Genomic DNA, 22,741 nt, shown 5'->3' with positions numbered 1-22,741 from the left:
CACGCCCTCCCCGCCCACCGTCCTCCACCCCCTCTTCATCCCCCCAGGGAGGCAGTCCGTGACCGCACAGGCCGTTCGTACCGGAGTCTGGTTCATCGGAGCACGCGGCTCCGTCGCCACCACCGCCACCGCGGGGTGCGCCGCCGTCGCGGCGGGCCTCCACCCGGCGACCGGCATGGTCACCGAGACACCGCCCTTCGCGGGCAGCGGGCTGCCACCCCTGGCCTCCCTCGTCTTCGGCGGACACGACACCCTCGACTGCCCGCTGCCCAAGCGGGCCGAGGCACTCGCGGCCGGCGGAGTCCTCCCGCACGGACTGCCCTCCGCCGTCGAGGCCGAACTGACGGCGGCCGACGCGGAGATACGCACGGGCGGGCCCCTGCCCGGTGACACCCGCACCGACGCGGAACTCATCACCGCGTTCGCCGACGACCTCGGCGACTTCGCGCGGCGCCACTCCCTGGCCCGCACGGTCGTCATCAACGTCGCATCGACCGAGCCCGCACCCGGCGACGACGACACACGCCTGCCCGCCAGCTCCCTCTACGCGGCAGCCGCCCTCCGCGCCGGCTGCGCCTACGCCAACTTCACCCCCTCCACCGGACTGCACAGCCCACACCTCCAGGACGCCGTGGCGTCCTGCGGACTCCCCCACGCCGGCCGCGACGGCAAGACGGGCCAGACGCTGCTCCGTTCCGTCCTCGCCCCGATGTTCGTCCAGCGGGCCCTGCCGGTCCGTGCCTGGTCGGGCACGAACCTGCTGGGCGGTGGCGACGGGGCGGCGCTGGCCGACCCGGCGGCCGCGGCCGCCAAGAACGCGGGCAAGGCGCGGGTGCTCGCCGACACGCTCGGCGCCGCCCCCGAGGGCGAGGTCCACATCGACGACGTACCGGCGATGGGGGACTGGAAGACGGCCTGGGACCACATCGCCTTCGACGGCTTCCTCGGCTCGCGGATGATCCTCCAGACGATCTGGCAGGGGTGCGACTCGGCCCTGGCCGCCCCGCTGGTCCTCGACCTCGCCCGGCTGCTGGCCCGCGCCCACGAGGCCGGCCTGGCCGGGCCACGCCCAGAGCTGGGCTTCTACTTCAAGGACCCGGACGGCGGACCGGCCGGGCTGTCCGAACAGTACGCGGCGCTGGTGGACTTCGCCGGGCGCCTGCGGGCCGCCCGGTGAACCCGCTGCGGCTGTTCGGCGCCCTGGCAGGCGTGCCGGGTCTGCTCGGCGCCCGCCCCGCGGCGCCCCCGCACGGCCTGTCCGGTGCGGGCGGGACTGCGCCCGCACCGGACAGGCGCCGTATCCGGACGGACCTGCGCGCCTGGGCCGAACTGCTGCGGGTGTCCGCGCTGTTCACCATCCCCGGGGACGCGCTGGCCGGGGCGGCCGCCGCCGGCCGGCGCCCCGACCGGGGCACCGTGCTCGCGGTCGGCGCGTCCCTGTGCCTCTACGAGGCGGGGATGGCCCTCAACGACTGGGTGGACCGCGACGAGGACGCCATCGACCGACCGCACCGCCCGATCCCCTCCGGCCGTATCGCCCCGGGCGCCGCGCTGGCCGTGGCGGGCGCCCTGACCATGGCGGGCCTGGCCCTCGCCGCCCGCGCGGGCCGGCCGGCCCTGGCGGTCGCATCCGGCCTGGCAGCCACGGTGTGGGCCTACGACCTGCGCCTCAAGCACACGAAGCTGGGCCCGGCCGCCATGGCCACCGCCCGCTCACTGGACCTGATGCTCGGCGCGACGGCGACGGGCGGGCCGCGACCGTCGGTCCGGGCGGGGGCGACGGGCCCTGCGGGCGCCGCCGGCCGGGCGAGCGCCGCGGGCCCGGCGCGGACGACAGGTCCGGCGCACACGCCGGCCGCGGTGGGTACGCCCGGCCCGACGAGGACGAGGACGAGGACGGTGACGACACGGCCGGTCCGGGCCGCCCTGCTGCTCGGCGCGCACACGTACGCCATCACCGAGGTCTCCCGCCACGAGGCACAGGGCGGCTCCACCACCGTCCCCCTCGCGGCGCTCACCGCCACCGCCGCGCTCGCCGCCGCCGTGGCGGGTGAGCAGCCGATAGCGGTCCGGGACGGGGCCGAGAAGCCCGGCGCCGCCGCCCACCGGCTCCTGCGCACCGCGTTCGCCGGCGCCTACCTGCGTACCGCCGCGACACCCCTGCTCCACGCGGCCCTCAACCCCTCCCCGCCCCTCACCCAGCGCGCCGTCGGCGGCGGCATCCGCGCCATGATCCCGCTCCAGGCGGCGCTGGCCGCCAAGGCCGGGGCGCCGCTCGGCGGACTCGCGGTCATGGCGCTCGTCCCCCTTGCCCGGAAGCTCGCACGGAAGGTGAGCCCGACATGAGCCTCCGCCTCGGCTACGGCACCAACGGCCTGACCGACCTCCGCCTCGACGACGCCCTCGGGCTCCTCGCCGACCTCGGATACGACGGCGTCGGGCTGACCCTGGACCACATGCACCTGGACCCCCTCGCCCCCGACCTCGTGGCCCGCACCCGCCACGTGGCGCGCAGGCTCTCCTCGCTGGGCCTCGGCGTCACCGTCGAGACCGGCGCCCGCTACGTCCTCGACCCCCGCCGCAAACACGGCCCCTCCCTCCTCGACCCGGATCCCGACGCCCGCGCGGCCCGCACCGCGCTGCTCGTACGGGCCGTCGACGTGGCCGCCGGACTGGGCGCCCACGCCGTGCACTGCTTCAGCGGCATCACCCCGCCGGGCACCACCGCGGAGACCGCCTGGCACCGGCTGACCGACGCGCTCGCCCCCGTACTGGACGCCGCGGCCCGCGCCGGCGTCCCCCTCGCCATCGAGCCGGAACCCGGCCACCTGCTGGCCACGCTCGCCGACTTCCACCACCTGCGCGCCCTCCTCGGGGACCCGGAACCCCTCGGGCTCACCCTCGACATCGGCCACTGCCAGTGCCTGGAACCCGCCCCGCCCGCCGACTGTGTCAAGGAGGCCGCGCCCTGGCTCCGCCACGTGCAGATCGAGGACATGCGGCGCGGGGTGCACGAGCACCTGCCCTTCGGGGAGGGGGAGATCGACTTCCCGCCCGTGCTCGAAGCCCTCGCCGCCACCGGCTACGGCGGACTCACCGTCGTCGAACTGCCCCGTCACTCCCACGCCGGTCCCGAACTCGCCCGCCGCTCCATCGAATTCCTGCGCCCGGCCTCCGGGACCACGAACGGAGCCGCACCGTGCTGATCGATCGCAAGGAACTCGACGAGCGGCTCCGCGGAGCGGCGAGGGCATGGCTCGACGAAGCGCTCGCCGAGGCCGCACACGCCGCGGCCCACCCCGGCTCAGGCACCGGCAACCCGCCCTGGGAGCTGCGGTTCGCCTCCGCGGGCAGGCACTGCGGACTCGAGTACGCCGACTCCGTACGTGCGCTGCTGCTCGTCGAGGCCCGCGCCGGCCTGTCCGCCGTGACCAGACTCTACGAGCAGGGCACCGCCGCCGAGCGCCGCGCCGTCCTCCTCACGCTGCACCGGCTGGACCTGGGACCTGCCGCGCTCCCACTCGTCGAGGACGCCCTGCGCACCAACGACCCCCGGCTGGTCGCCGCGGCCGTCGGCCCGTACGGCGCCACGCACCTGGACGCCCACGGCTGGCGGCACGCAGTCCTCAAATGCCTCTTCATCGAGGTCCCCGTCGACACCGTCGACCGGCTCGGCGACCGCGCCCACGGCGACGCCGAACTGGCGCGCATGCTCGGTGACTTCGCCGCCGAACGCACGGCCGCCGGCCGCGCCGTCCCCGACGGCCTGCGGACCGTCCTCGCCCTGACGGCCCCGGCCCCCGCCCCCACGGAGGAGTCCTGATGCGTATCTTCGACCCCCACATCCACATGACCTCCCGCACCACGGACGACTACCAGGCGATGTACGACGCGGGAGTCCGGGCCCTCGTCGAACCCTCCTTCTGGCTCGGCCAGCCCCGCACCTCCCCGGCCAGCTTCTTCGACTACTTCGACGCCCTCCTCGGCTGGGAACCCTTCCGTGCCTCCCAGTACGGCATCGCGCACCACTGCACGCTCGCGCTCAACCCCAAGGAGGCGAACGACCCCCGCTGCACCCCCGTCCTGGAGGCCCTGCCCCGCTACCTCGTCAAGGACTCCGTCGTCGCCGTCGGTGAGATCGGCTACGACTCCATGACCCCGGCCGAGGACACCGCCCTCGCCGCCCAGCTGCAGCTCGCCGCCGACCACGGCCTGCCGGCGCTCGTCCACACCCCGCACCGCGACAAGCTCGCCGGGCTCCACCGCACCATCGACGTCGTGCGCGAGTCCGATCTCGCCCCGGAGCTCGTCCTCCTCGACCACCTCAACGAGACGACGGTGCGGGACGCCCTGGACAGCGGGTGCTGGGCGGGCTTCTCCATCTATCCCGACACCAAGATGGACGAGGACCGCATGGTCACCGTCCTCAGGAACCACGGCACCGACAGGATCCTCGTCAACTCGGCGGCCGACTGGGGGAGGAGCGACCCGCTGAAGACCCGCAAGGTCGCCGACACCATGCTGAAGGCCGGCTTCGACGAGGACGACGTCGACAAGGTCCTCTGGCGCAATCCGGTCGCCTTCTACGGGCAGAGCGGCCGGCTCCAGCTCGACATCGCCGCCCCGGACCCGCTGCACGAGGGCAACTCCATACTCCGCGGCGGTGAGTGAGCGATGCGCTTCCGTCACCCCGACGGCTCCACCGTCCATCTCGCCTACTGCACCAACGTGCATCCCGCCGAGACCCTCGCAGGAGTCCGCGCCCAGCTGCGGGACCACTGCGAGCCCGTACGCAGGCGGCTCGGCCGGGACCGCCTCGGCATCGGCCTCTGGCTCGCCAGGGACGCCGCCCGCGCCCTGATCAACGATCCGGCGGCCCTGCGTTCGCTGCGCGCCGAACTCGAGCACCGCGGCCTCGAAGTGGTCACCCTCAACGGCTTCCCGTACGAGGGCTTCGGGGCGGACGAGGTCAAGTACCGGGTCTACACGCCGGACTGGACCGACCCCGAGCGGCTCGCCCACACCACCGACCTGGCCCGGCTGCTCGCCGCCCTCCTGCCCGACGACGTCACCGAGGGCACCGTCTCCACCCTGCCGATCGCCTGGCGCACCCCGTACGCCACCGACCCGACGGCCGCCGCCACCGCGGAGAGGGCCTTCACCACGCTCGCCCAGCGGCTCGACGCCCTCGCCGAGCTGACCGGCAAATCCATCAGGATCGGCCTCGAACCCGAACCGGGCTGCACGGTGGAGACCACGGCCGACGCCATCGCCCCCCTCACCGCGGTGGGCCACGACCGCATCGGCATCTGCGTCGACACCTGCCACCTCGCGACCTCCTTCGAGGACCCGGACACCGCACTCGACGCCCTGCGCACGGCCGGCATCCCCGTCGTCAAGGCCCAGCTGTCCGCGGCGCTGCACGCGCAGCACCCGCACCTGCCCGAGGTCCGCGCAGCGCTGGCCGCCTTCGCCGAGCCCCGCTTCCTGCACCAGACCCGCACCCTCACCGCGGCCGGGCTGCGCGGCACCGACGACCTCGACGAGGCGGTGTCCGGCGGCGCCCTCCCCGACGGGGCACCCTGGCGCTCCCACTTCCACGTACCCCTGCACGCTCCTCCCGCGCCCCCGCTCACCTCGACGCTCCCCGTACTCCGGTCGGCCCTGACCCGGCTCGTGGGAGGACCGGCGCCACTCACCCGCCACCTGGAGGTCGAGACGTACACCTGGCAGGCGCTCCCGGCCGAACTGCGGCCGCGCACCCGTGCGCAGCTCGCCGACGGCATCGCGGCCGAGCTCACCCTCGCCCGCGACCTCCTGACCGACCTCGGGCTGAAGGAGCTCCCATGACCGCCACCGCACAGCCCACCCCACTCCTCGTCCTGGACGTCGTCGGCCTGACCCCCCAGCTGCTGGAGCACATGCCGAACCTCCGGGCCATGGCCGGCGCAGGCTCCCAGGCCCCCCTGGCCACCGTCCTGCCCGCCGTCACCTGCGCCGCCCAGTCCACCTTCCTCACCGGCACCATGCCCGCCGAGCACGGCATCGTCGCCAACGGCTGGTACTTCCGCGAACTCGGCGACGTCCTGCTGTGGCGCCAGCACAACGGGCTCGTCGAGGGCGACAAGCTCTGGGACGCCGCCCGGCGCGCGCACCCCGGGTACACCGTCGCCAACATCTGCTGGTGGTACGCGATGGGCGCCGATACCGACTGGACCGTCACCCCCCGCCCCGTCTACTACGCCGACGGCCGCAAGGAACCCGACTGCTACACCCGGCCCCCCGCCCTGCACGACGAACTCACCGACAAGCTCGGCACCTTCCCCCTCTTCCACTTCTGGGGACCCGGCGCCGACATCGTCTCCTCGCAGTGGATCATCGACGCCACCCGGCACGTCCTCGCCACCCGCACCCCCGACCTGGCCCTGTGCTACCTGCCCCACCTCGACTACGACCTCCAGCGCTACGGACCCGACGACCCCCGCTCCCACCGGGCCGCCGGCGAACTCGACACGGCCGTCGCCCCCCTCCTGGCCGACGCACGAGCCCAGGGCCGCACCGTAGTCGCGCTCTCCGAGTACGGCATCACCCGTGTGGACCGGCCCGTCGACATCAACCGCGCCCTGCGCCGCGCGGGCCTGCTGGAGGTCCACACCCAGGACGGTATGGAGTACCTCGACCCGATGGCCTCCCGTGCCTTCGCCGTCGCCGACCACCAGCTGGCCCACATCTACGTGCGCCGGCCCGAGGACCTCGAGGCCACCAGGGCCGCCCTCGCGGACCTGCCCGGCATCGACCAGCTCCTGGACGACGAGGGCAAGAAGGCCCACCACCTGGACCACCCCCGCTCCGGCGAGCTCGTCGCCGTCGCGGACAAGGACGCCTGGTTCACGTACTACTACTGGCTCGACGACGACCACGCACCGGACTTCGCACAGCTCGTCGAGATCCACCGCAAACCGGGCTACGACCCCGTAGAGCTCTTCATGGACCCCCAGGACCCCTATGTCCGGGTCAAGGCCGCCTCGGCGGTCGCCCGCAAGAAGCTCGGGATGCGCTACCGCATGGCGGTCGTCCCCCTGGATCCCTCACCCATCCGCGGCAGCCACGGCCGCCTGCCCACGAGCGACGACGAAGGTCCGCTCATCCTCTGCTCCACCCCCCACACGTTCCCCGGCCGAGTCCAGGCCACCGAGGTGAAGTCCCTGCTCCTCCAGCTCGCCGGACTGCACCGACCGTCCGCCCCGTCCGCACCTTCAGAGGGAGATTCGTGATCATGAGCCGCACCCCGAAGGACCTCGAGCTCGCGCGCAGACTCAGCCGCCGCAACGTCCTGGGCGTCGCCGCCGGAGCCACGGCGGCCACCCTCCTCGGCGCCGCGACCGCCCAGGCCGCCACCACCGGCAGCGCTCGTGGCAGCCACGCTCACGAGACCCACGGCCACGGCCGGGGCCGTGCGGTCCTGCCCCCCGGCCGGCTGGGCATCCAGCTGTACAGCCTCCGCGACAAGGTCTCCACCCTCGGCTTCGGTCCCGTCTTCGCGGAACTGGAGAAGTACGGCTACGACGAGATCGAGTTCGCCGGATACACCCAGGGCTCCGCAGGCGCCCTCACCCTCGCCCAGCTGAGGCGCCTGGCGAAGGACCACGGGCTCAACCCCATCGGCAGCCACGTCAACTACTACGACGACAACAACCCCGGCGCCTACTCCTTCGCCCAGAACCTCACCAAGGTCCTGGACGACGCCGAGGCCCTCGGCCTGAAGCACATCGGCACCGCCTCGGGACCCTTCCGCTACGGCTCGACCGTGGACGGCTGGAAGCGCGCGGCCGAGGACTTCAACACCTACGGCGCCGCCGCCCGCAAGCGCGGCATGAAGTTCTACCAGCACAACCACGCTGAGGAGTTCTCCTTCGCCACCGACAAGCCGGGCGTACGTCTCTACGACGTCCTGCTCGCCGAGACCGACCCCGATCTCGTCTACCTGGAGATGGACATCTACTGGGCCTTCGTCGCCCAGTTCCGCTTCGGCAAGCGCGTGGACGGCACCCCTGCCCCCTTCAACCCCGTCGACTACGTGCTCAGGCGCCCCGACCGCTACCCCCTCTTCCACGTCAAGGACGGAACCAGGGACGACGCCGCCCGCGACGGCTACGACATGACGGACGTCGGTGACGGCGACATCGACTACAAGACGTTCCTGACCCGAGTCACGGAGCGCACGCACCGAGGCCGTACCTACCACCACTGGCAGACCGAGCACGACAACCCGGTCGAGTCCTTCGCCTTCGCCCGCAAGTCCAGCGAGCACCTGCACTCGCTCCGGGAAGGGCGCTGCGGGGACTGAACCCGGCGCACAGCGGTACGGGGGCCCGGCCGGGGCCCCCGTACCGCTGTGCGCGCACGATGATCCGGGTCAGGTCGCCCCCTGGCCGGCCACGCCGGCCACCGGCCCGGCCTTCGTGTCCGGGCGGCCCGGCGCCCGCAGGAAGCAGGCGAGGACGGCGGAGCCGAAACCGACGCCGCCGGCGATGGCGAACGCGGCGTCGTAACCCCAGTTGCCGACGACGACCGCGCCCATACCCGAGCCGACGAGCCCGGAGACGAGCTTGGAGCTGTAGACCATGCCGTAGTTGGACGCGTTGTTGTTCTCCCCGAAGAAGTCCGCGGTCATCGCCGCGAACAGCGGGAAGATGGCGCCGCCACCGAAGCCGGAGATCATCGAGCAGCACAGGAAGAACGGCATCGAGCCGATGTTCCCGGAGTGGTACAGACGGGACACGGCACCCCCCGTTCCCGGGGCGACCGTGACGAGCTCTTCGGCGGCTTCGGCGGCTCCTGGCGCGGCGCCTTCGTCGGCGGTGAACTGCTCGTGCGGGCCGTGACGGACGGCCCGGCGGGGGAGAGGCTGCCGGGCAACTTCCCGGACTACCGCCTCCTCCCGTAACCGGCTCCGCCGACGGCCCTGGCGCCCGCCCGTCAGCCGATTCCCTGGTGGTCGGGCAGCAGGGCGAACTGGCGTTCGGCCGCCTCGGGTACCGTGCGCTCCACCGCCTGCACGAGGAGCGCACGGTGCTTGAGCAGCGGCGTCCGCCGTCCCTCCGGAGCGAGCAGCAGCAGGTCGTCGACCCCCGCCAGCAGACGCCGGGTGACCTGCGGACTGGCAGCAGCGCACCACCTGATCTCCTCGAAGGCGAGATCCACGACGTCCGTCCAGCCGGGGCCGTCCTGGACGAGCCGCACGTCGCCCCGGTGGTCGCGGTGGTGCACGGGTCCGAGAGGCCGGTGCACCACGGCCGCGAGGTACTGCACGATGCGGTCCAGGCACTGCACGGCGGTGGTCGGATCGTTGACCGCGGTCGACAGCGCGCGCAGCGCGATGTCGGAGAGCTGGCGCAGCCCGAACGTCAGATCCTGGTGGAGCGTCCGCTCGACCCCCACGAAGACCGTGTACCTCAGCCGATGTGCCGGCGGCGGCGTCTCCCCGCCGTGCACGGCGAACACCGGTGTGCCGGGGACGAGGAAGTCCCCGATCCGCGGGATCAGCCGCAGCACGACACCCTGCCGGCGCGCGGCCCGCACCAGGCGCGCCACGTTCACGTCCCGCAGGACCCCGGCACGCCCCTGATGTGTGATCCGCGCGGTCTCCGGCGGGAGCGGCGCGTCCCCCGCAGGCTCCCCCGACACCCGGCCGAGGACCCGGAAGGACTCGCGTGCGATGTGGTCGACGACCGGGCCGACCTGCATGAGGCGGAGGGTGGACGTCACGTAGGCGATGAACAGCAGCAGGCTCAGGCCGACCATGAACACGGTGAGCAGGCTCTGGAGCAGGGGGACGGACACGATCCGGCGCGGATCGGTCTCGCTCTCGTACGACGTGAGCACGAGCAGCGAGAACGCGAACGTCGCCAGGAAGACCGTCAGCGTGAGTTTGCTGATCCGGCTCCGTACGAAGATGCGCACCACCCTGGGCGTGAGCTGCCCGGCGGCCATCTGCACGGCCACCAGGGAGATGCTGAACACGACTCCGATGAAGGTCATCATCGCCGAGCTGATCGTGGTGACGATCGACTTCGCGTCGGTGGTGAACGAGATCAGGCTCCGGATCTCGTCGTAGGCCTTCTCCTCCTGCAGGCGGGTCACGATCTGCGTGTCCAGGCCGGACAGGCCCCACCACACCAGGTAGGAACAGATCAGCCCCACCGTCGGGGCGAACCAGAACGTGTCGCGCAGGTGCTCACGCAACGGGGACAGCGTGCGGGGCCGTCGATGGGCACGGTCATTCATGCCCGCGAAGGTAGCCCGGAACGACTCCTTGTACACGCCGGGCCACGCACCGTACACACCCTGCGGCGGGCGGGCCCGGCCCGCTGCCCGAACCGGAGCGCACCGCACTGACCACCGGAAACGCAGGTGAGAGCCGCCCCGAACCCCTGGTATTGTTTTCTTTGTCGCCACGGGGAACACCTCGTGGACGACAGACACCTTGTCCGGGTGGCGGAATGGCAGACGCGCTAGCTTGAGGTGCTAGTGCCCTTTATCGGGCGTGGGGGTTCAAGTCCCCCCTCGGACACCAGAAGGACACCGACGCGTTCGTGTCCGGCAGTGACGGCGAGACGGCCCGCATCATGATCATGATGCGGGCCGTCCCCCTTTCCGGATCCGGCTGCGGGGCCCGACGCGGACGAGTACGGCCCCGCGCGGTCCCGCCGACCCGGAAGCCGACCCCGGCGTACCGGACGTCGAGCGGGATCTGCCCCGCGGCCGGGACCGGCGTCACGACATCCGCGCCCCTGGACACGGACGGACCGCCGGAAGGCCGAACTGAACAACGCGTGGGTCGCCGTTCCTGTTCCGGACGGAACAGGAGGCCCGGTCGCTGGAAGCCCCGGCCACCGGCCCGGAGGCCGGCGGCCGGGGCGTGACCGGCATCAGGTGGAGGGGGCCTTCGCCGTCACCGGTTCGGTCAGCTGCACGGGCTGCGTGCCGGGGTCGCTGTGCCGTGCCGCCCAGTTCTCCAGCGCCGCCCGGCAGGCATGGTCGAGGTGGGTCAGGCCGGCGAGATCCAGCTCGACGGGCCGGTCCTGCGGCAGTGCCTCCAGGCTGTCCAGTATCTTCGGCAGCCTCAGGAACGTGGCATTGCCCGACAGGCGCGCCCGCACGGGCCCGGCTCCCTCGTCGTCGACGTCCAGAGCGATGTGCGAGGCGTCCCAGGCCGTCTTGGCCACGGAAAGGGCCAAACCGATCAGGACGCCCTCGAACATGTTCACCGTGACGATGGCCACGGCTGTGACCACCAGGACCAGCACCTCGCCCCGGTGCCCGCGCCACAGCGTCACGACGGTGCGCAGCGGGATCAGTTTCCAGCCCGCATGCACGAGGATGCCGGCCAGGGCGGGCAGCGGGACGATTTCGAGGGCCGCGGGCAGCAGCGCCGCGAACAGCAGCAGCCACACGCCGTGCAGGACCCTCGACGCCTTGGTCCTCGCGCCCGCGTGGACGTTGGCCGAACTACGGACGATGACCGCGGTCATCGGCAGCGCGCCCAGCAGCCCGCACACGGCGTTGCCGGTTCCCTGGGCCATCAGCTCCTTGTCGTACTGCGTGCGTGGCCCGTCGTGGAGCCGGTCGACCGCGGCGGCGCTGAACAGGCTCTCGGCCGAGGCGATCAGCGTGAAGGCCAGGACCGTCCCGAGGACGCCGACGTCCGCCAGCCGGCCGAAGGCGTCGGCCCCGGGAAGCTGGACGGCACCGAGCAGTCCCTGCACCTCGACGGTGGCGACGGGCAGGCTGAACGCCAGCGAGGCGAGTGTGGCCAGCACGACCGCGGCCAGGGCGCCCGGGACGGCTCTCACCCGCTCGGGCAACCGCGGCCACAGCACCATCACCGCGACGGTGCCTGCGCCGAGCGCGAGCGACGCGAGTGCCGCGGTGCTGCCGACGGCATCGACCAGGATCCCGGGGAGGCCGGTCACCTTGTCCAGGCCGGACGCCGGGGCCTCCATGCCCGCCGCCGCGTAGAGCTGGCCCGCGATGATCACGAGTCCGATACCGGCGAGCATGCCCTCCACGACGGACACGGAGATGGCCCGGAACCAGCGCCCCAGTCTCAGTGCGCCCATGAGGAGTTGAAGAAGCCCGGAGGTCAGCACGATCACTCCGAGGGCGGCGAGCCCGAAGGCCTGCACGGCTTCGAAGACCAGCACGGTCAGGCCGGCTGCCGGTCCTGACACCTGCAGGCTGCTGCCGCGCATGAAGCCCGTGACGAGACCACCGACGATGCCGGTGATCAGCCCCAGTTCCGCAGGTACCCCGGAGGCCACGGCGACGCCCACGCACAGCGGCAGGGCGACGAGGAAGACGACGATCGACGCGGCGAAGTCCTGCCGCAGGTGGGGAAACGCCGTGCGGTGGTCCATCCCGGCCCTCACGGCGTCGGGAAGGGGTCGCAGGGCGCGTCGTGGGACGGTCGGACGCGTGCCTCGTGAGGTTCCGCGGACCGCTCGCGGATTGTTCGGGCGTGATCGAGGGGGATGTGCATACCGGTTGTTCCTCCTGGCGCGCGGTTGGTGCGCGTCGGTGTGCGTACGGGAACAGAGGCGCGGCGGGCACGACGGCATGGCCCCACGGCGACGCACCCGAAGGGGCGGGGCGTGTGGGGCGGGATCCGTGACGGCCGCGGATCAGCTCAGCAGCGGAACACCTGGAGCACTGCGGGGGAGGAGGAGGCCGAGGATTCCGGTGCGCGAGGGGAGGCGTCCGCGGCGGGGAGTGCCGCGCCCGCGGACCGGTCCCCGGCGCCGTCCGTCACGAGGGACCGCGAAGGGCTCTCCGGGGTGGCCCCGACCGCGGTGCGGTGCCGGTCCCTTGTGCGCAGCGCACCGTGGTCGGGCCCGTCCTCGGCCGGCGTATCGCACGGGACCAAATTCCGGCCGGCCTCCCCCGCGGTCATGTGCGTGCCGTGGACCGTATGCCCCACCGGGGGGCCGGGGGCGGGCTCTTGGGCGCTGTGGGCGGATGCGGCGGAGGCGGCGGGGCCGGGACCTTGCAGGGCGAGCAGGATTGCGGTCAGAAGCGTGAACACGAACCGGGCCGTCGCCTCTCGCACCCTGCGCCTCCTCCCGGACTTCGTCCCCGTTTCCGTCGACGCTAACAGGCCGAGAACGCATGCCGGGTAAACCTCGTGTGAAGAGTCCGGAAGTCGGTGGTGGAATGAGTGAAATCCTCCGCCCCGAAAGCCCATTGAGCGGATGGAGGCGTCCACCGCCTCACTTCTCGTATCCGAAGTACGCGGGCTTCCGACCCGCCCCGGGCCTCGCAGGCACCCCTGTGACCAGGTGCTGTCGGTGGTGCGCCCACGCCCCGTTTCGTCCCTGACCGTTCGGGCGGCGTGTTCGAACGGCTGCGTCCGGGGGAGTTGTCCGGGAGGGAAAGGGCCTCGACGGGAGCGGCTGTACCGCTCCGGGATGCCGGTGTCCCCTTTATCGGACGGGCCTCTGCGGTACGGGTGATGGGGCGTCAGCATTGTGCCGTCCCCCGCGGCGAATAAGTGTCAGCTATTTCCGGACAGGCTAATGGCCGGGTCTTATCGCCGCGGGCTCCTGTCGACGGGCGCCGACGACAAGGCGGGGCCCGAGCCCTTCCCTCGGACGGCCCTTCGGGTGGTGGGGCGGCGATCGGCCGCTGTGCCGTGCGGCGTCCTCTCGGAAGGGGATGCCTCGATGCCCCGCCGGATCGGCGGGCCGGCCCTCGGTGCTCCTCGAACCCTTCGGGGCGGCTTGCATCACGATCAGGTCTCGGACACCGGGGCGGGGGTTGTTTTCGGCCGTGTAATCGATTCCAATCGTCCGTGTAATCGATTCCACGGCCCCGTCCGCTGGTCTCGAGGCTCACGGTAACCACAAGGAGGTGGTCCGGAAATGGCGAGCATCAAGGATGTCGCGGCCCAGGCAGGAGTCTCTGTCGCCACGGTCTCCCGCGTCCTGAACAGCCATCCCTCCGTCAGCCCCGACGCGCGCACACGCGTCCTCGCCGCCGTCGACGCCCTCGGCTACCGGCCCAACGCCGTCGCCCGTTCGCTGCGCACCGACCAGACCCGCACGCTCGGCCTGGTCATCAGCGACGTACTCAACCCGTACTTCACCGCGCTGGCCCGCTCCGTGGAGGAGGAGGCCCGCGCTCTGGGTTACAGCGTGATCATCGGCAACGCCGACGAGCGGCCCGAGCAGCAGGACCACCACGTCCGAACGCTCCTGGACCGCAGGATCGACGGGCTTCTGGTCTCGCCGGCGGACGGGGACTCCCCGCTGCTGACGGACGTGGCGCGCACCGGCACCCCGATGGTCTTCGTCGACCGCTGGATGCCCGGAGTGGACGTCCCCGTCGTGCGCGCCGACGGCCACCGGGCGATCCAGGACCTGGTCGCCCACCTGTACGCCCTCGGCCACCGCAGGCTCGCCATCATCGCGGGTCCCGCGGCAACCACCACGGGCAACGAGCGTGTCGAGGCCTTCCGCGCAGCGATGCGCACGCACGGCCTCGCCCTGCCCGACGCGTACATCGGGCAGGGTGACTTCCAGGCGGCCAGCGGACGGCGTGCGACCGAGCACTTCCTGTCCCTGCCCGAGCCGCCCCAGATCGTCTTCGCCGCCGACAACCTCATGGCCCTCGGCGCGCTCGACGCCATCCGCGCACGTGGCATGCGCGTCCCCGAGGACATCGGGATCGCGGCCTTCGACGACATCCCGTGGTTCGTCCACACCGGGCCGCCGATCACCGCCATCGCCCAGCCGACCGGCGACCTCGGCCGCGCCGCCGTGCGGGCCCTCGTCGACATCGTCGAGGGCCGGCCTCCGCAGTCCGTCACCCTGCCCGCCCGTCTCGTCGTACGCAGCTCCTGCGGCGAGCCGGCCCTGCCCGCACCCGACCCGAGGAGGGACGTGTGAGCGAGTCAGTGGAGTTGCTGCGCATCGAAGGCGTACGCAAGACCTTCCCCGGCGTCGTCGCCCTTGACAGCGTCGACTTCGACCTGCGCAGCGGGGAGGTGCACGTCCTGCTCGGTGAGAACGGAGCGGGCAAGAGCACCCTCATCAAGATGCTCTCGGGCGCCTACCGCCCCGACAGCGGCCGGATCTTCGCCCGGGGCGAGGAGGTCCGCATCCACGGTGCCCAGGACGCCGAGAAGCTCGGGATCGCCACGATCTACCAGGAGTTCAACCTGGTACCCGATCTGACGGTCGCCGAGAACATCTTCCTCGGACGCCAGCCGCGCCGCTACGGGATGATCGACCGGCGGACCATGGAAGCCGACGCCGAGGTGCTGCTGCGCCGGGTCGGCCTGCACGTCCCGCCCCGGACCAGGGTCCGTGAACTCGGCATCGCACGGCTGCAGATGGTCGAGATCGCCAAGGCGCTGAGCCTGGACGCGCGCGTCCTGATCATGGACGAACCGACCGCCGTGCTCACCTCCGAGGAGGTCGACAAGCTGTTCCGGATCGTGCGGCAGCTCCGCGAGGACGGCGTCGGCATCGTCTTCATCACCCACCACCTCGACGAGATCGCCGCCCTCGGCGACCGCGTCACCGTGCTGCGCGACGGCCGGAGCATCGACCAGGTGCCCGCGTCCACCCCCGAACCGGAACTCGTCCAGCTGATGGTGGGACGCAGCATCGAGCAGCAGTACCCCCGTGAACGGCCGGAAGCGGGCAGGCCCCTGCTCTCCGTGCGCGGGCTCACCCGCGACGGTGTCTTCCACGACATCAGCTTCGACGTGAGGGCCGGCGAGGTCGTCGGCCTCGCCGGACTCGTCGGCGCCGGCCGGACCGAGGTGGCCCGTGCCGTCTTCGGCGCCGACCCGTACGACGCCGGCACGGTCGACGTACTCGGCGAGCGGCTCGCCAAGCACGACGTGACCGCCGCCATGGGCGCGGGGATCGGTCTCGTCCCCGAGGACCGCAAGGGCCAGGGCCTGGTGCTCGACGCCTCCGTGCAGGAGAACCTCGGACTGGTGACCCTGCGGTCGGCGAGCCGGTCCGGCCTCGTCGACCTCAAGGGGCAGCGCACCGCCGCCGCCGCGATCGCCGAGCAGCTCGGGGTGCGGATGGCGGGCCTCGGCCAGCACGTCCGCACACTCTCCGGCGGCAACCAGCAGAAGGTCGTCATCGGCAAGTGGCTGCTCGCGGACACCCGTGTGCTGATCCTCGACGAACCGACCCGGGGCATCGACGTCGGCGCCAAGGTCGAGATCTACCAGCTCGTCAACGAGCTGACGGCCTCCGGCCACGCGGTCCTGATGATCTCCAGCGATCTGCCGGAGGTCCTCGGCATGAGCGACCGGGTGCTCGTCATGGCGCACGGCCGGATCGCCGGCGAACTCCCCGCCCACGAAGCCACCCAGGACGCCGTGATGGCCCTCGCCGTCGGCGTGCCACCTGTCACCGCACCCACCGAGAACGCAGAGGAGAGCCCCCGTGGCCACTGACACGCATCCGAGCAAGGCGGGCGCGGGCGGCGCCGGACACACCCTCCGCCGTCTCCTGCTCGACAACGGCGCCCTCACGGCGCTGGTCGTCCTCCTGGTGGCGATGTCGCTGCTCTCCGGCGACTTCCTCACCACCCAGAACCTTCTGAACGTCGGCGTGCAGGCGGCCGTCACCGCGATCCTCGCGTTCGGCGTCACCTTCGTCATCGTCTCCGCGGGCATCGACCTCTCCGTCGGCTCGGTCGCCGCGCTCTCCGCGACGGTCCTCGCCTGGTCGGCGACGTCCGCCGGAGTTCCCGTCTGGCTGGCGGTCGTCCTCGCCGTCGCCACCGGCATCGCCTGCGGCTTCGTCAACGGCGCACTCGTCGCGTACGGGAAGCTGCCGTCGTTCATCGCGACCCTGGCCATGCTCTCGGTCGCCCGCGGCCTGTCCCTGGTGATCTCCCAGGGCAGCCCGATCGCGTTCCCCGACTCCGTCTCCGTCCTCGGCGACACCCTCGGCGGCTGGCTCCCCGTCCCGGTCATCGTCATGATCGTGATGGGCCTGGTCACGGCGCTCATCCTCGCCCGCACCTACATCGGCCGTTCGATGTACGCGATCGGCGGCAACGAGGAGGCGGCCCGGCTCTCCGGGCTGCGGGTCAAGAAGCAGAAGCTGGCCATCTACGCCCTCTCCGGACTCTTCGCCGCAGTCGCGGGCATCGTCCTCGCGTCCCGCCTGGTCTCCGCCCAGCCGCAGGCCGCACAGGGGTACGAGCTCGACGCGATCGCCGCGGTCGTCATCGGCGGTGCCAGCCTCGCCGGCGGGGTCGGCAAGGCGTCCGGCACCCTGATCGGTGCCCTGATCCTCGCCGTGCTGCGCAATGGCCTCAACCTCCTCTCGGTGTCCGCGTTCTGGCAGCAGGTCGTCATCGGCGTCGTCATCGCCCTCGCGGTGCTGCTCGACACGCTGCGCCGCAAGGCCGGTTCGGGAGCTGGGGCCACGTCGGGGCCCGCCCCGGGGGCGCCGGGATCCGGCCGCAGGGGAGCCATCAGGGCCGGCCTCGCGGTCGTCTGCGTGGCCGCCGTCATCGCGGCCGTGACCTTCTTCAACTCCGGTTCCTCCGGCGGCAGCACGAAGGTCGGGATGTCGCTCTCCACCCTCAACAACCCCTTCTTCGTCCAGATGAAGGCGGGCGCGCAGGCGGAGGCCGAGGCCGCCGGGATCGACCTGACGGTCACCGACGCCCAGAACGACGCGTCGCAGCAGGCCAACCAGCTGCAGAACTTCACGAGTTCCGGCGTGGACTCCATCATCGTCAACCCGGTGGACTCCGACGCGGTCGGACCCGGCGTCCGCAGCGCCAACGAGGCCGGCATCCCGGTGGTGGCGGCCGACCGCGGCGTCAACAAGGCGGACACGGCCACGCTGGTCGCCTCAGACAACGTGGCGGGCGGCAAGCTCGCCGCCAAGGCGCTCGCCGGCAAGCTCGGCGGCAAGGGTGACATCGTCGTCCTGCAGGGCACCGCGGGCACGTCCGCCAGCCGCGAGCGCGGCGCGGGCTTCGCCGCAGGCATCAAGGCGTACCCGGGCATCAAGGTCGTGGCCACCCAGCCGGCCGACTTCGACCGCACCAAGGGCCTGGACGTCATGACCAACCTGCTCCAGGGGCACCCCGGCATCACCGGTGTCTTCGCCGAGAACGACGAAATGGCACTCGGGGCGGTCAAGGCCCTCGGCTCCGAGGCCGGCAGGTCCGTCGCCGTCGTCGGCTTCGACGGCACCCCCGACGGGCTGCAGGCCGTGGAGGCGGGCACGCTGTACGCGTCCGTGGCCCAGCAGCCGAAGGAGCTCGGCAGGATCGCCGTGCGGAACGCGGTGCGGGCGGCCGACGGCAAGAAGGTCGACAGCACGGTGAAGGTGCCGGTCAAGGTCGTCACCCGCCAGAACGTCGCCGACTTCTCCTGATCGCACACGCCCACGGAAGGCAGCAGCACAGATGCACGAGAACGAGGACTCCGCCCTCTCCCCATACGACCTCCTGGTCGTCGGTTCGGCCAACGCCGACCTGGTCGTCGGCGTCGACCGACGCCCCGCGGCGGGGGAGACGGTGCTCGGCTCCGACCTCGCCGTCCACCCGGGCGGCAAGGGCGCGAACCAGGCGGTCGCCGCCGCCCGCCTCGGAGCCCGTACGGCACTGCTGGCCCGGGTCGGGGACGACGCGCACGGCCGGCTGCTGCTGGAGTCGCAGCGGGCGGCGGGCGTCGACACCGGCGGAGTCCTCGTCGGAGGGGCGCCCACGGGGGTGGCCCTGATCACCGTGGACCCCTCGGGGGACAACAGCATCGTCGTCTCCCCGGGGGCCAACGCCCGGCTCACCCCCGAGGACATCCGGGCTGCCGCCCCGCTGCTGTCCGCCGCCCGGGTCGTCTCCGTACAGCTGGAGATCCCGCTGGACACCGTCGCCGAGACGGCACGCACCCTCGCGCCCGGCACCCGGCTCGTCCTCAACCCGTCCCCGCCGGCCCCGCTCCCCGCCGGGGTGCTGGCGGCCTGCGACCCACTGGTGGTCAACGAACACGAGGCGCGCTTCATCCTGGGGGACGGAGCCGGAGACACACCTGAGTCCTGGGCGCGGGAGCTCATCGAGCTCGGCCCCCGCTCGGTGGTCATCACCCTGGGTGCGGCCGGCGCGCTGGTCGCCGACACGCGGGGCGGCAGCCCCGTGCGCGTACCGAGCCCCACGGTCGAGGCCGTGGACACGACGGGCGCGGGTGACGCGTTCACGGCCGCCCTGGCCTGGCGTCTCGGCCTGGGGGAGGAGCTGCCGGAGGCCGCCACCTTCGCCGTTCGCGTGGGTGCGGCAGCCGTCACGAAGGAGGGTGCGCAGGCATCCTTCCCGACCGCGGAAGAGGTCCGGGGACGGTGAAGAAGTCAGGCATCCTCAACCGCCACCTGGCAGGGGCCCTGGCCGAACTGGGGCACGGCGACGGCGTGCTGGTCTGCGACGTGGGCATGCCCGTCCCCGCAGGCCCCCGGATCGTCGACCTCGCCTTCCGCGCCGGCGTCCCCTCCTTCGCGGAGGTCCTGGACGGGCTGCTCGACGAGATCGTGGTGGAGGCCGCGACGGCGGCCGAGGAAGTACGGGAGGCCAACCCGGAGACGGCCCGCCTCCTGTCCGCCCGCCTCCCCGTCCTCACCCACGTCCCGCACGAGACCCTCAAGTCCCTCACCTCCGGAGCCCGTCTGGTGGTGCGGACGGGGGAGGCGAGGCCGTACGCGAACGTGCTGCTGCGGTGCGGGGTCTTCTTCTGAGAACAGCGGTACAGGCGCGTGGGCTCTCGGGCCGGCAGGCGCACGGACGCGCAGACGCGCACGGCCAGGGGAAGCGGAGTGCGGCAACGGTCACCGGGGCCTACGACGGGGCGGACACCTCATCCGCCGTACGGCGTAGGCCCCGTCCTACGCCTCCAGCCCGTTACGCCGCCGCCCTGCCCCGCATAGCGTCCTGTCCATGGATGAGACAGGGGCACTGGACGAGGCACTGCAGCGACTGCACGAGTCGGGGCCCGAGCGGCTCGGGCGGCTGACCAACCACGCACCGATGGCGGTCGAGGCACTCGCGGCCCGCGGGCAGGCGCGTGCGGTGCACCGGTGGCTCGATCTGTACGCACCCAGGCTGGAGGATTTCCCGTCCGGCGTCGAGCCCGTCACCGCCGCCAACTGGCCCGAGGCGCTCGGTGATCCCCGCCGGGCTGCCGACTGGATCGGCTACTTCTCCCACGAGGTCGCCGAGCGTGATTGGCGCGAGGTGCTCGCCCAGTGGTGGCCGCGTCTCCTGCCCGGCATGTACGGGGGCTCCGCGCACCCGGTGATCCGGGTGGGCCACGCCGTACGCACGCTGCTGGCCGGCGAAAGCACGGCACCACGTCGGGCCGAACTCGCCCACGGTCTCGGTTACTGGGCGGCCCGCCATCACCCCGTCCCCGGCCTCGCCCCGTTGCCCGGCGCGGGCAGCGCCACCGCCGCCCTCGATGCGGTGACGCCCATCTCGGCACGAGAGGGCGGCTTCCCCGACCGGCTCGGCCGCATCCGGGGCCTGCCGGTATGGGCGGCCGATGTGACGGACCCCGACGCGGCGCGGCGCCGCCTCACCGAACTGGTGCGGGCGGCGACCCACCGGTATGCCACCCATGGTCACGGCGAACCCACGATGCTCGTGCACGCGGCCACCGCGCCCAACGCCGTACTGCGCACGCTCCCCGCGCTTCCGCGCGCCCTGTGGGTGCCGAGTCTGCGAGCGGCCTGGACGGCCTCCGCCGCGGTCACCGCGATGTACGCGTCCGACGCGCCGGTGCCGTTCACACCACCCGGCACCTTCACGGCCGAAGAGGTCGTCGAACGTGCCCTCGCCCACGGTGACGAACACGTCATCAAACTGACCGACACGGCCCTCGACACCGGTGACCGACCGGCCCTGGCGGCCGCCCTGCGCGCGATCGACCTGAGTGAACCGCTGAGCTGAGCCGCTGCCGGGCCCGTGGGGCGGACCACTTCTCACGTGAAGTGGTCCGCCCCGCGGTGGTGCGCCGACCAGGGGCGGGTACCGCCATCGTCGCGAATGGTCTAGTCCTCTTTTGGTCCAGACCATTGACTTGTCGACGGCGGGAGCGGTATCCCGTACCCCGACACCGGTGCACAGGGCCGCGGGTGCGCGGCCATCCCCCCTACAGCTGGGACAGACATGAGACGCTTACGATCCGTCCGCGCGCTCGCGACCGCTGCCGTCACCACGGTGGCAGCAGCCGGCATGGCCGTGACGGGCGCCGGCAGCGCCCAGGCGGCGACCCCGCTGCCGGCCCACGTCTTCGCTCCCTACTTCGAGTCCTGGACCGGCGAGAGCCCCGCGGCGATGGCAGCCGAGTCGGGTGCCAAGCACCTGACCATGGCGTTTCTCCAGACCGCGTCCCCGGGCTCCTGCACGCCGTACTGGAACGGCGACACGGGCCTGCCGATCGCCCCCGCCAGCTTCGGCGCCGACATCAGGACCATCCAGGCTGCCGGCGGGGACGTCATTCCCTCGTTCGGCGGTTACACGGCGGACACCACCGGCACGGAGATCGCCGACAGCTGCACCGACGTCGGCCAGATCGCCGCGGCGTACGAGAAGGTCATCACGACCTACGACGTCTCGCGGCTCGACATGGACATCGAGGTCGACGCGCTCGACAACGCCGCCGGCATCGACCGCCGGAACAAGGCCATCAAGCTCGTCCAGGAGTGGGCCGCGGCCGAGGGCCGCCCGCTGGAGATCTCCTACACGCTGCCGACGACCACCGACGGCCTGGCCGCCGGCGGGCTGGCCGTGCTGCGTAACGCGGTGAGCAACGGCACGCGCGTCGACGTCGTGAACATCATGACCTTCGACTACTACGACAACGCCGCCCACGACATGGCCGACGACACCGAGACGGCCGCTCAGGGGTTGCACGACCAACTTGCCCGGCTGCACCCGGACAAGACGTCCACCCAGCTGTGGGGCATGATCGGCGTCACCGAGATGCCGGGCGTCGACGACTTCGGGCCGGCCGAGACCTTCACCCTGGCCGACGCCACGCAGGTGTACGACTGGGCCGTGGCCAAGGGCATCGACACCTTGTCGTTCTGGGCACTCCAGCGGGACAACGGCGGCTGCCCCGGCGGCCCGGCAGCCGACCACTGCTCCGGCATCCAGCAGAACACCTGGGACTTCACCCACATCTTCTCGCCCTTCACCAGCGGCACCACGACGCCGGGCGACGACTTCTCCGTGACGGCGACACCCGCCTCGGGGTCGGTGGCGGCGGGCAGTTCGGCCACCACCACGGTGAGGACCGCGGTGACGTCGGGCGACGCCCAGCAGGTCGGCCTGACCGTCAGCGGAGCCCCCGCCGGTGTCACCGCGTCACTCAGCCCCACGTCGGTGACGGCCGGTGGCTCGTCGACGCTCACCCTGACCACCACGCGGGCCGCGGCCTCGGGCACGTACCGCATCAGCGTCACCGGCAGGGGAGCCTCCGGGAGTCACACGGCCACGTACACCCTCACCGTCACCGGCGGAGCCGGTAACCAGTGCGCGTCCGCACCGTGGGCCACCGCGACGGTCTACACCGGCGGTCAGCAGGTCTCGCACAAGGGCCACACCTGGAAGGCCAAGTGGTGGACGACGGGCGAGGAGCCCGGCACCACCGGCCAGTGGGGTGTCTGGCAGGACCTCGGCACCTGCTGAACCCGGGCCCTGC

General features: G+C 72.4%; 18 protein-coding genes, 1 tRNA gene and 2 pseudogenes. 17 read left to right on the top strand and 4 right to left on the bottom strand.

All coding sequences use genetic code 11. The annotated features are described in order from the left end of the window. The first annotated feature begins 58 nt into the window (after positions 1–58). From QFZ58_RS06720 to QFZ58_RS06685, 8 genes are read left to right on the top strand one after another with little or no spacing between them, the layout of a single operon-like run. Complete coding sequence (locus tag QFZ58_RS06720; RefSeq protein ID WP_373428526.1) at positions 59–1,177, top strand: inositol-3-phosphate synthase; 1,119 nt, start codon at positions 59–61, stop codon at positions 1,175–1,177. Beyond that, positions 1,174–2,346 (top strand): SCO3242 family prenyltransferase, encoded by a 1,173-nt coding sequence (locus tag QFZ58_RS06715; RefSeq protein ID WP_307123988.1) that lies wholly within the window; start codon positions 1,174–1,176, stop codon positions 2,344–2,346. Before QFZ58_RS06720 ends, QFZ58_RS06715 begins: the two co-directional genes overlap by 4 nt. Beyond that, positions 2,343–3,206 carry a sugar phosphate isomerase/epimerase gene (locus tag QFZ58_RS06710; protein ID WP_307123987.1) on the top strand — a complete coding sequence of 288 codons (864 nt, stop codon included), beginning with the start codon at positions 2,343–2,345 and terminating at the stop codon, positions 3,204–3,206. Before QFZ58_RS06715 ends, QFZ58_RS06710 begins: the two co-directional genes overlap by 4 nt. Further along, positions 3,200–3,823 (top strand): EboA domain-containing protein, encoded by a 624-nt coding sequence (locus tag QFZ58_RS06705; protein WP_307123986.1) that lies wholly within the window; start codon positions 3,200–3,202, stop codon positions 3,821–3,823. Before QFZ58_RS06710 ends, QFZ58_RS06705 begins: the two co-directional genes overlap by 7 nt. Next, entirely contained in the window at positions 3,823–4,671 is an 849-nt protein-coding gene (locus QFZ58_RS06700) for a TatD family hydrolase (protein WP_307123985.1), read from the top strand. The genes QFZ58_RS06705 and QFZ58_RS06700 overlap by 1 nt, the downstream gene beginning before the upstream one ends. Positions 4,672–4,674: 3 nt before the next feature. Next, on the top strand, positions 4,675–5,850 hold the full coding sequence (eboE, locus tag QFZ58_RS06695) for a metabolite traffic protein EboE (protein ID WP_307123984.1): 1,176 nt from the start codon (positions 4,675–4,677) through the stop codon (positions 5,848–5,850). After that, positions 5,847–7,274, top strand: coding sequence for a nucleotide pyrophosphatase/phosphodiesterase family protein (locus tag QFZ58_RS06690; RefSeq protein ID WP_307123983.1), 1,428 nt, complete (start codon positions 5,847–5,849; stop codon positions 7,272–7,274). The genes eboE and QFZ58_RS06690 overlap by 4 nt, the downstream gene beginning before the upstream one ends. Before the next feature lie 2 nt (positions 7,275–7,276). After that, entirely contained in the window at positions 7,277–8,347 is a 1,071-nt protein-coding gene (locus QFZ58_RS06685) for a sugar phosphate isomerase/epimerase (protein ID WP_307123982.1), read from the top strand. A gap of 69 nt (positions 8,348–8,416) precedes the next feature. Here QFZ58_RS06685 and QFZ58_RS06680 read toward each other — a convergent pair. Continuing rightward, positions 8,417–8,764: pseudogene (locus QFZ58_RS06680) on the bottom strand (MFS transporter); the annotation flags it as partial. 6 nt (positions 8,765–8,770) lie between these two features. Between QFZ58_RS06680 and QFZ58_RS06675 the strand changes: the two are divergent. After that, positions 8,771–8,947, top strand: a pseudogene (locus QFZ58_RS06675) (aldehyde dehydrogenase); the annotation flags it as partial. A gap of 32 nt (positions 8,948–8,979) precedes the next feature. Here QFZ58_RS06675 and QFZ58_RS06670 read toward each other — a convergent pair. Further along, positions 8,980–10,287 (bottom strand): DUF2254 domain-containing protein, encoded by a 1,308-nt coding sequence (locus QFZ58_RS06670; RefSeq protein ID WP_307123981.1) that lies wholly within the window; start codon positions 10,285–10,287, stop codon positions 8,980–8,982. A 201-nt stretch (positions 10,288–10,488) separates the two neighbouring features. Here QFZ58_RS06670 and QFZ58_RS06665 point away from each other — a divergent pair. Further along, a tRNA-Leu gene (locus QFZ58_RS06665) sits at positions 10,489–10,576 on the top strand. Positions 10,577–10,931: 355 nt separating this feature from the next. Here the strand turns inward: QFZ58_RS06665 and QFZ58_RS06660 are convergent. Together QFZ58_RS06660 and QFZ58_RS06655 are read right to left on the bottom strand one after the other, a co-directional pair. Then, positions 10,932–12,419 carry a SulP family inorganic anion transporter gene (locus tag QFZ58_RS06660; protein ID WP_307123980.1) on the bottom strand — a complete coding sequence of 496 codons (1,488 nt, stop codon included), beginning with the start codon at positions 12,417–12,419 and terminating at the stop codon, positions 10,932–10,934. A gap of 269 nt (positions 12,420–12,688) precedes the next feature. Then, positions 12,689–13,108 carry a hypothetical protein gene (locus QFZ58_RS06655; RefSeq protein ID WP_307123979.1) on the bottom strand — a complete coding sequence of 140 codons (420 nt, stop codon included), beginning with the start codon at positions 13,106–13,108 and terminating at the stop codon, positions 12,689–12,691. An 811-nt stretch (positions 13,109–13,919) separates the two neighbouring features. Here QFZ58_RS06655 and QFZ58_RS06650 point away from each other — a divergent pair. The 7 genes from QFZ58_RS06650 to QFZ58_RS06620 all read left to right on the top strand — a co-directional run bounded on the left by QFZ58_RS06650 (position 13,920) and on the right by QFZ58_RS06620 (position 22,728). Further along, entirely contained in the window at positions 13,920–14,945 is a 1,026-nt protein-coding gene (locus QFZ58_RS06650; protein WP_307123978.1) for a LacI family DNA-binding transcriptional regulator, read from the top strand. Continuing rightward, the gene (locus tag QFZ58_RS06645; protein WP_307123977.1) at positions 14,942–16,480 is read left to right on the top strand and encodes a sugar ABC transporter ATP-binding protein; all 1,539 of its coding nucleotides are present in this window, start codon (positions 14,942–14,944) and stop codon (positions 16,478–16,480) included. Before QFZ58_RS06650 ends, QFZ58_RS06645 begins: the two co-directional genes overlap by 4 nt. Next, entirely contained in the window at positions 16,470–18,428 is a 1,959-nt protein-coding gene (locus QFZ58_RS06640) for a substrate-binding domain-containing protein (RefSeq protein ID WP_307123976.1), read from the top strand. Before QFZ58_RS06645 ends, QFZ58_RS06640 begins: the two co-directional genes overlap by 11 nt. Positions 18,429–18,459: 31 nt before the next feature. After that, positions 18,460–19,389 (top strand): ribokinase, encoded by a 930-nt coding sequence (locus tag QFZ58_RS06635; RefSeq protein ID WP_307123975.1) that lies wholly within the window; start codon positions 18,460–18,462, stop codon positions 19,387–19,389. Further along, positions 19,386–19,775, top strand: a complete 390-nt coding sequence (gene rbsD / locus QFZ58_RS06630) for a D-ribose pyranase (protein ID WP_307123974.1) — start codon at positions 19,386–19,388, stop codon at positions 19,773–19,775. Before QFZ58_RS06635 ends, rbsD begins: the two co-directional genes overlap by 4 nt. A gap of 199 nt (positions 19,776–19,974) precedes the next feature. Further along, a complete protein-coding gene (locus QFZ58_RS06625; protein WP_307123973.1) occupies positions 19,975–20,985 on the top strand; it encodes a questin oxidase family protein in 1,011 nt (336 codons plus the stop codon). Between the two features lie 219 nt (positions 20,986–21,204). Then, positions 21,205–22,728 carry a chitinase gene (locus QFZ58_RS06620; RefSeq protein ID WP_307123972.1) on the top strand — a complete coding sequence of 508 codons (1,524 nt, stop codon included), beginning with the start codon at positions 21,205–21,207 and terminating at the stop codon, positions 22,726–22,728. The last annotated feature ends 13 nt before the right edge of the window (positions 22,729–22,741 follow it).

Source organism: Streptomyces sp. B1I3 (genome assembly GCF_030816615.1).
GTDB lineage: Bacteria > Actinomycetota > Actinomycetes > Streptomycetales > Streptomycetaceae > Streptomyces.
Note: the sequence above shows the minus strand (reverse complement) of the source record. Positions and strands in the feature narration are given on the sequence as shown.

Bases quoted from the DNA above. Each gene is read 5' to 3' on its own strand.
- QFZ58_RS06620 (WP_307123972.1), top strand. From the start codon at position 21,205: ATGAGACGCTTACGATCCGTCCGCGCGCTCGCGACCGCTGCCGTCACC.
- QFZ58_RS06690 (WP_307123983.1), top strand. From the start codon at position 5,847: ATGACCGCCACCGCACAGCCCACCCCACTCCTCGTCCTGGACGTCGTC.
- QFZ58_RS06650 (WP_307123978.1), top strand. From the start codon at position 13,920: ATGGCGAGCATCAAGGATGTCGCGGCCCAGGCAGGAGTCTCTGTCGCC.
- QFZ58_RS06700 (WP_307123985.1), top strand. From the start codon at position 3,823: ATGCGTATCTTCGACCCCCACATCCACATGACCTCCCGCACCACGGAC.
- QFZ58_RS06670 (WP_307123981.1), bottom strand. From the start codon at position 10,287: ATGAATGACCGTGCCCATCGACGGCCCCGCACGCTGTCCCCGTTGCGT.
- QFZ58_RS06660 (WP_307123980.1), bottom strand. From the start codon at position 12,419: ATGGACCACCGCACGGCGTTTCCCCACCTGCGGCAGGACTTCGCCGCG.
- QFZ58_RS06625 (WP_307123973.1), top strand. From the start codon at position 19,975: ATGGATGAGACAGGGGCACTGGACGAGGCACTGCAGCGACTGCACGAG.
- QFZ58_RS06685 (WP_307123982.1), top strand. From the start codon at position 7,277: ATGAGCCGCACCCCGAAGGACCTCGAGCTCGCGCGCAGACTCAGCCGC.
- eboE (WP_307123984.1), top strand. From the start codon at position 4,675: ATGCGCTTCCGTCACCCCGACGGCTCCACCGTCCATCTCGCCTACTGC.
- QFZ58_RS06635 (WP_307123975.1), top strand. From the start codon at position 18,460: ATGCACGAGAACGAGGACTCCGCCCTCTCCCCATACGACCTCCTGGTC.
- QFZ58_RS06710 (WP_307123987.1), top strand. From the start codon at position 2,343: ATGAGCCTCCGCCTCGGCTACGGCACCAACGGCCTGACCGACCTCCGC.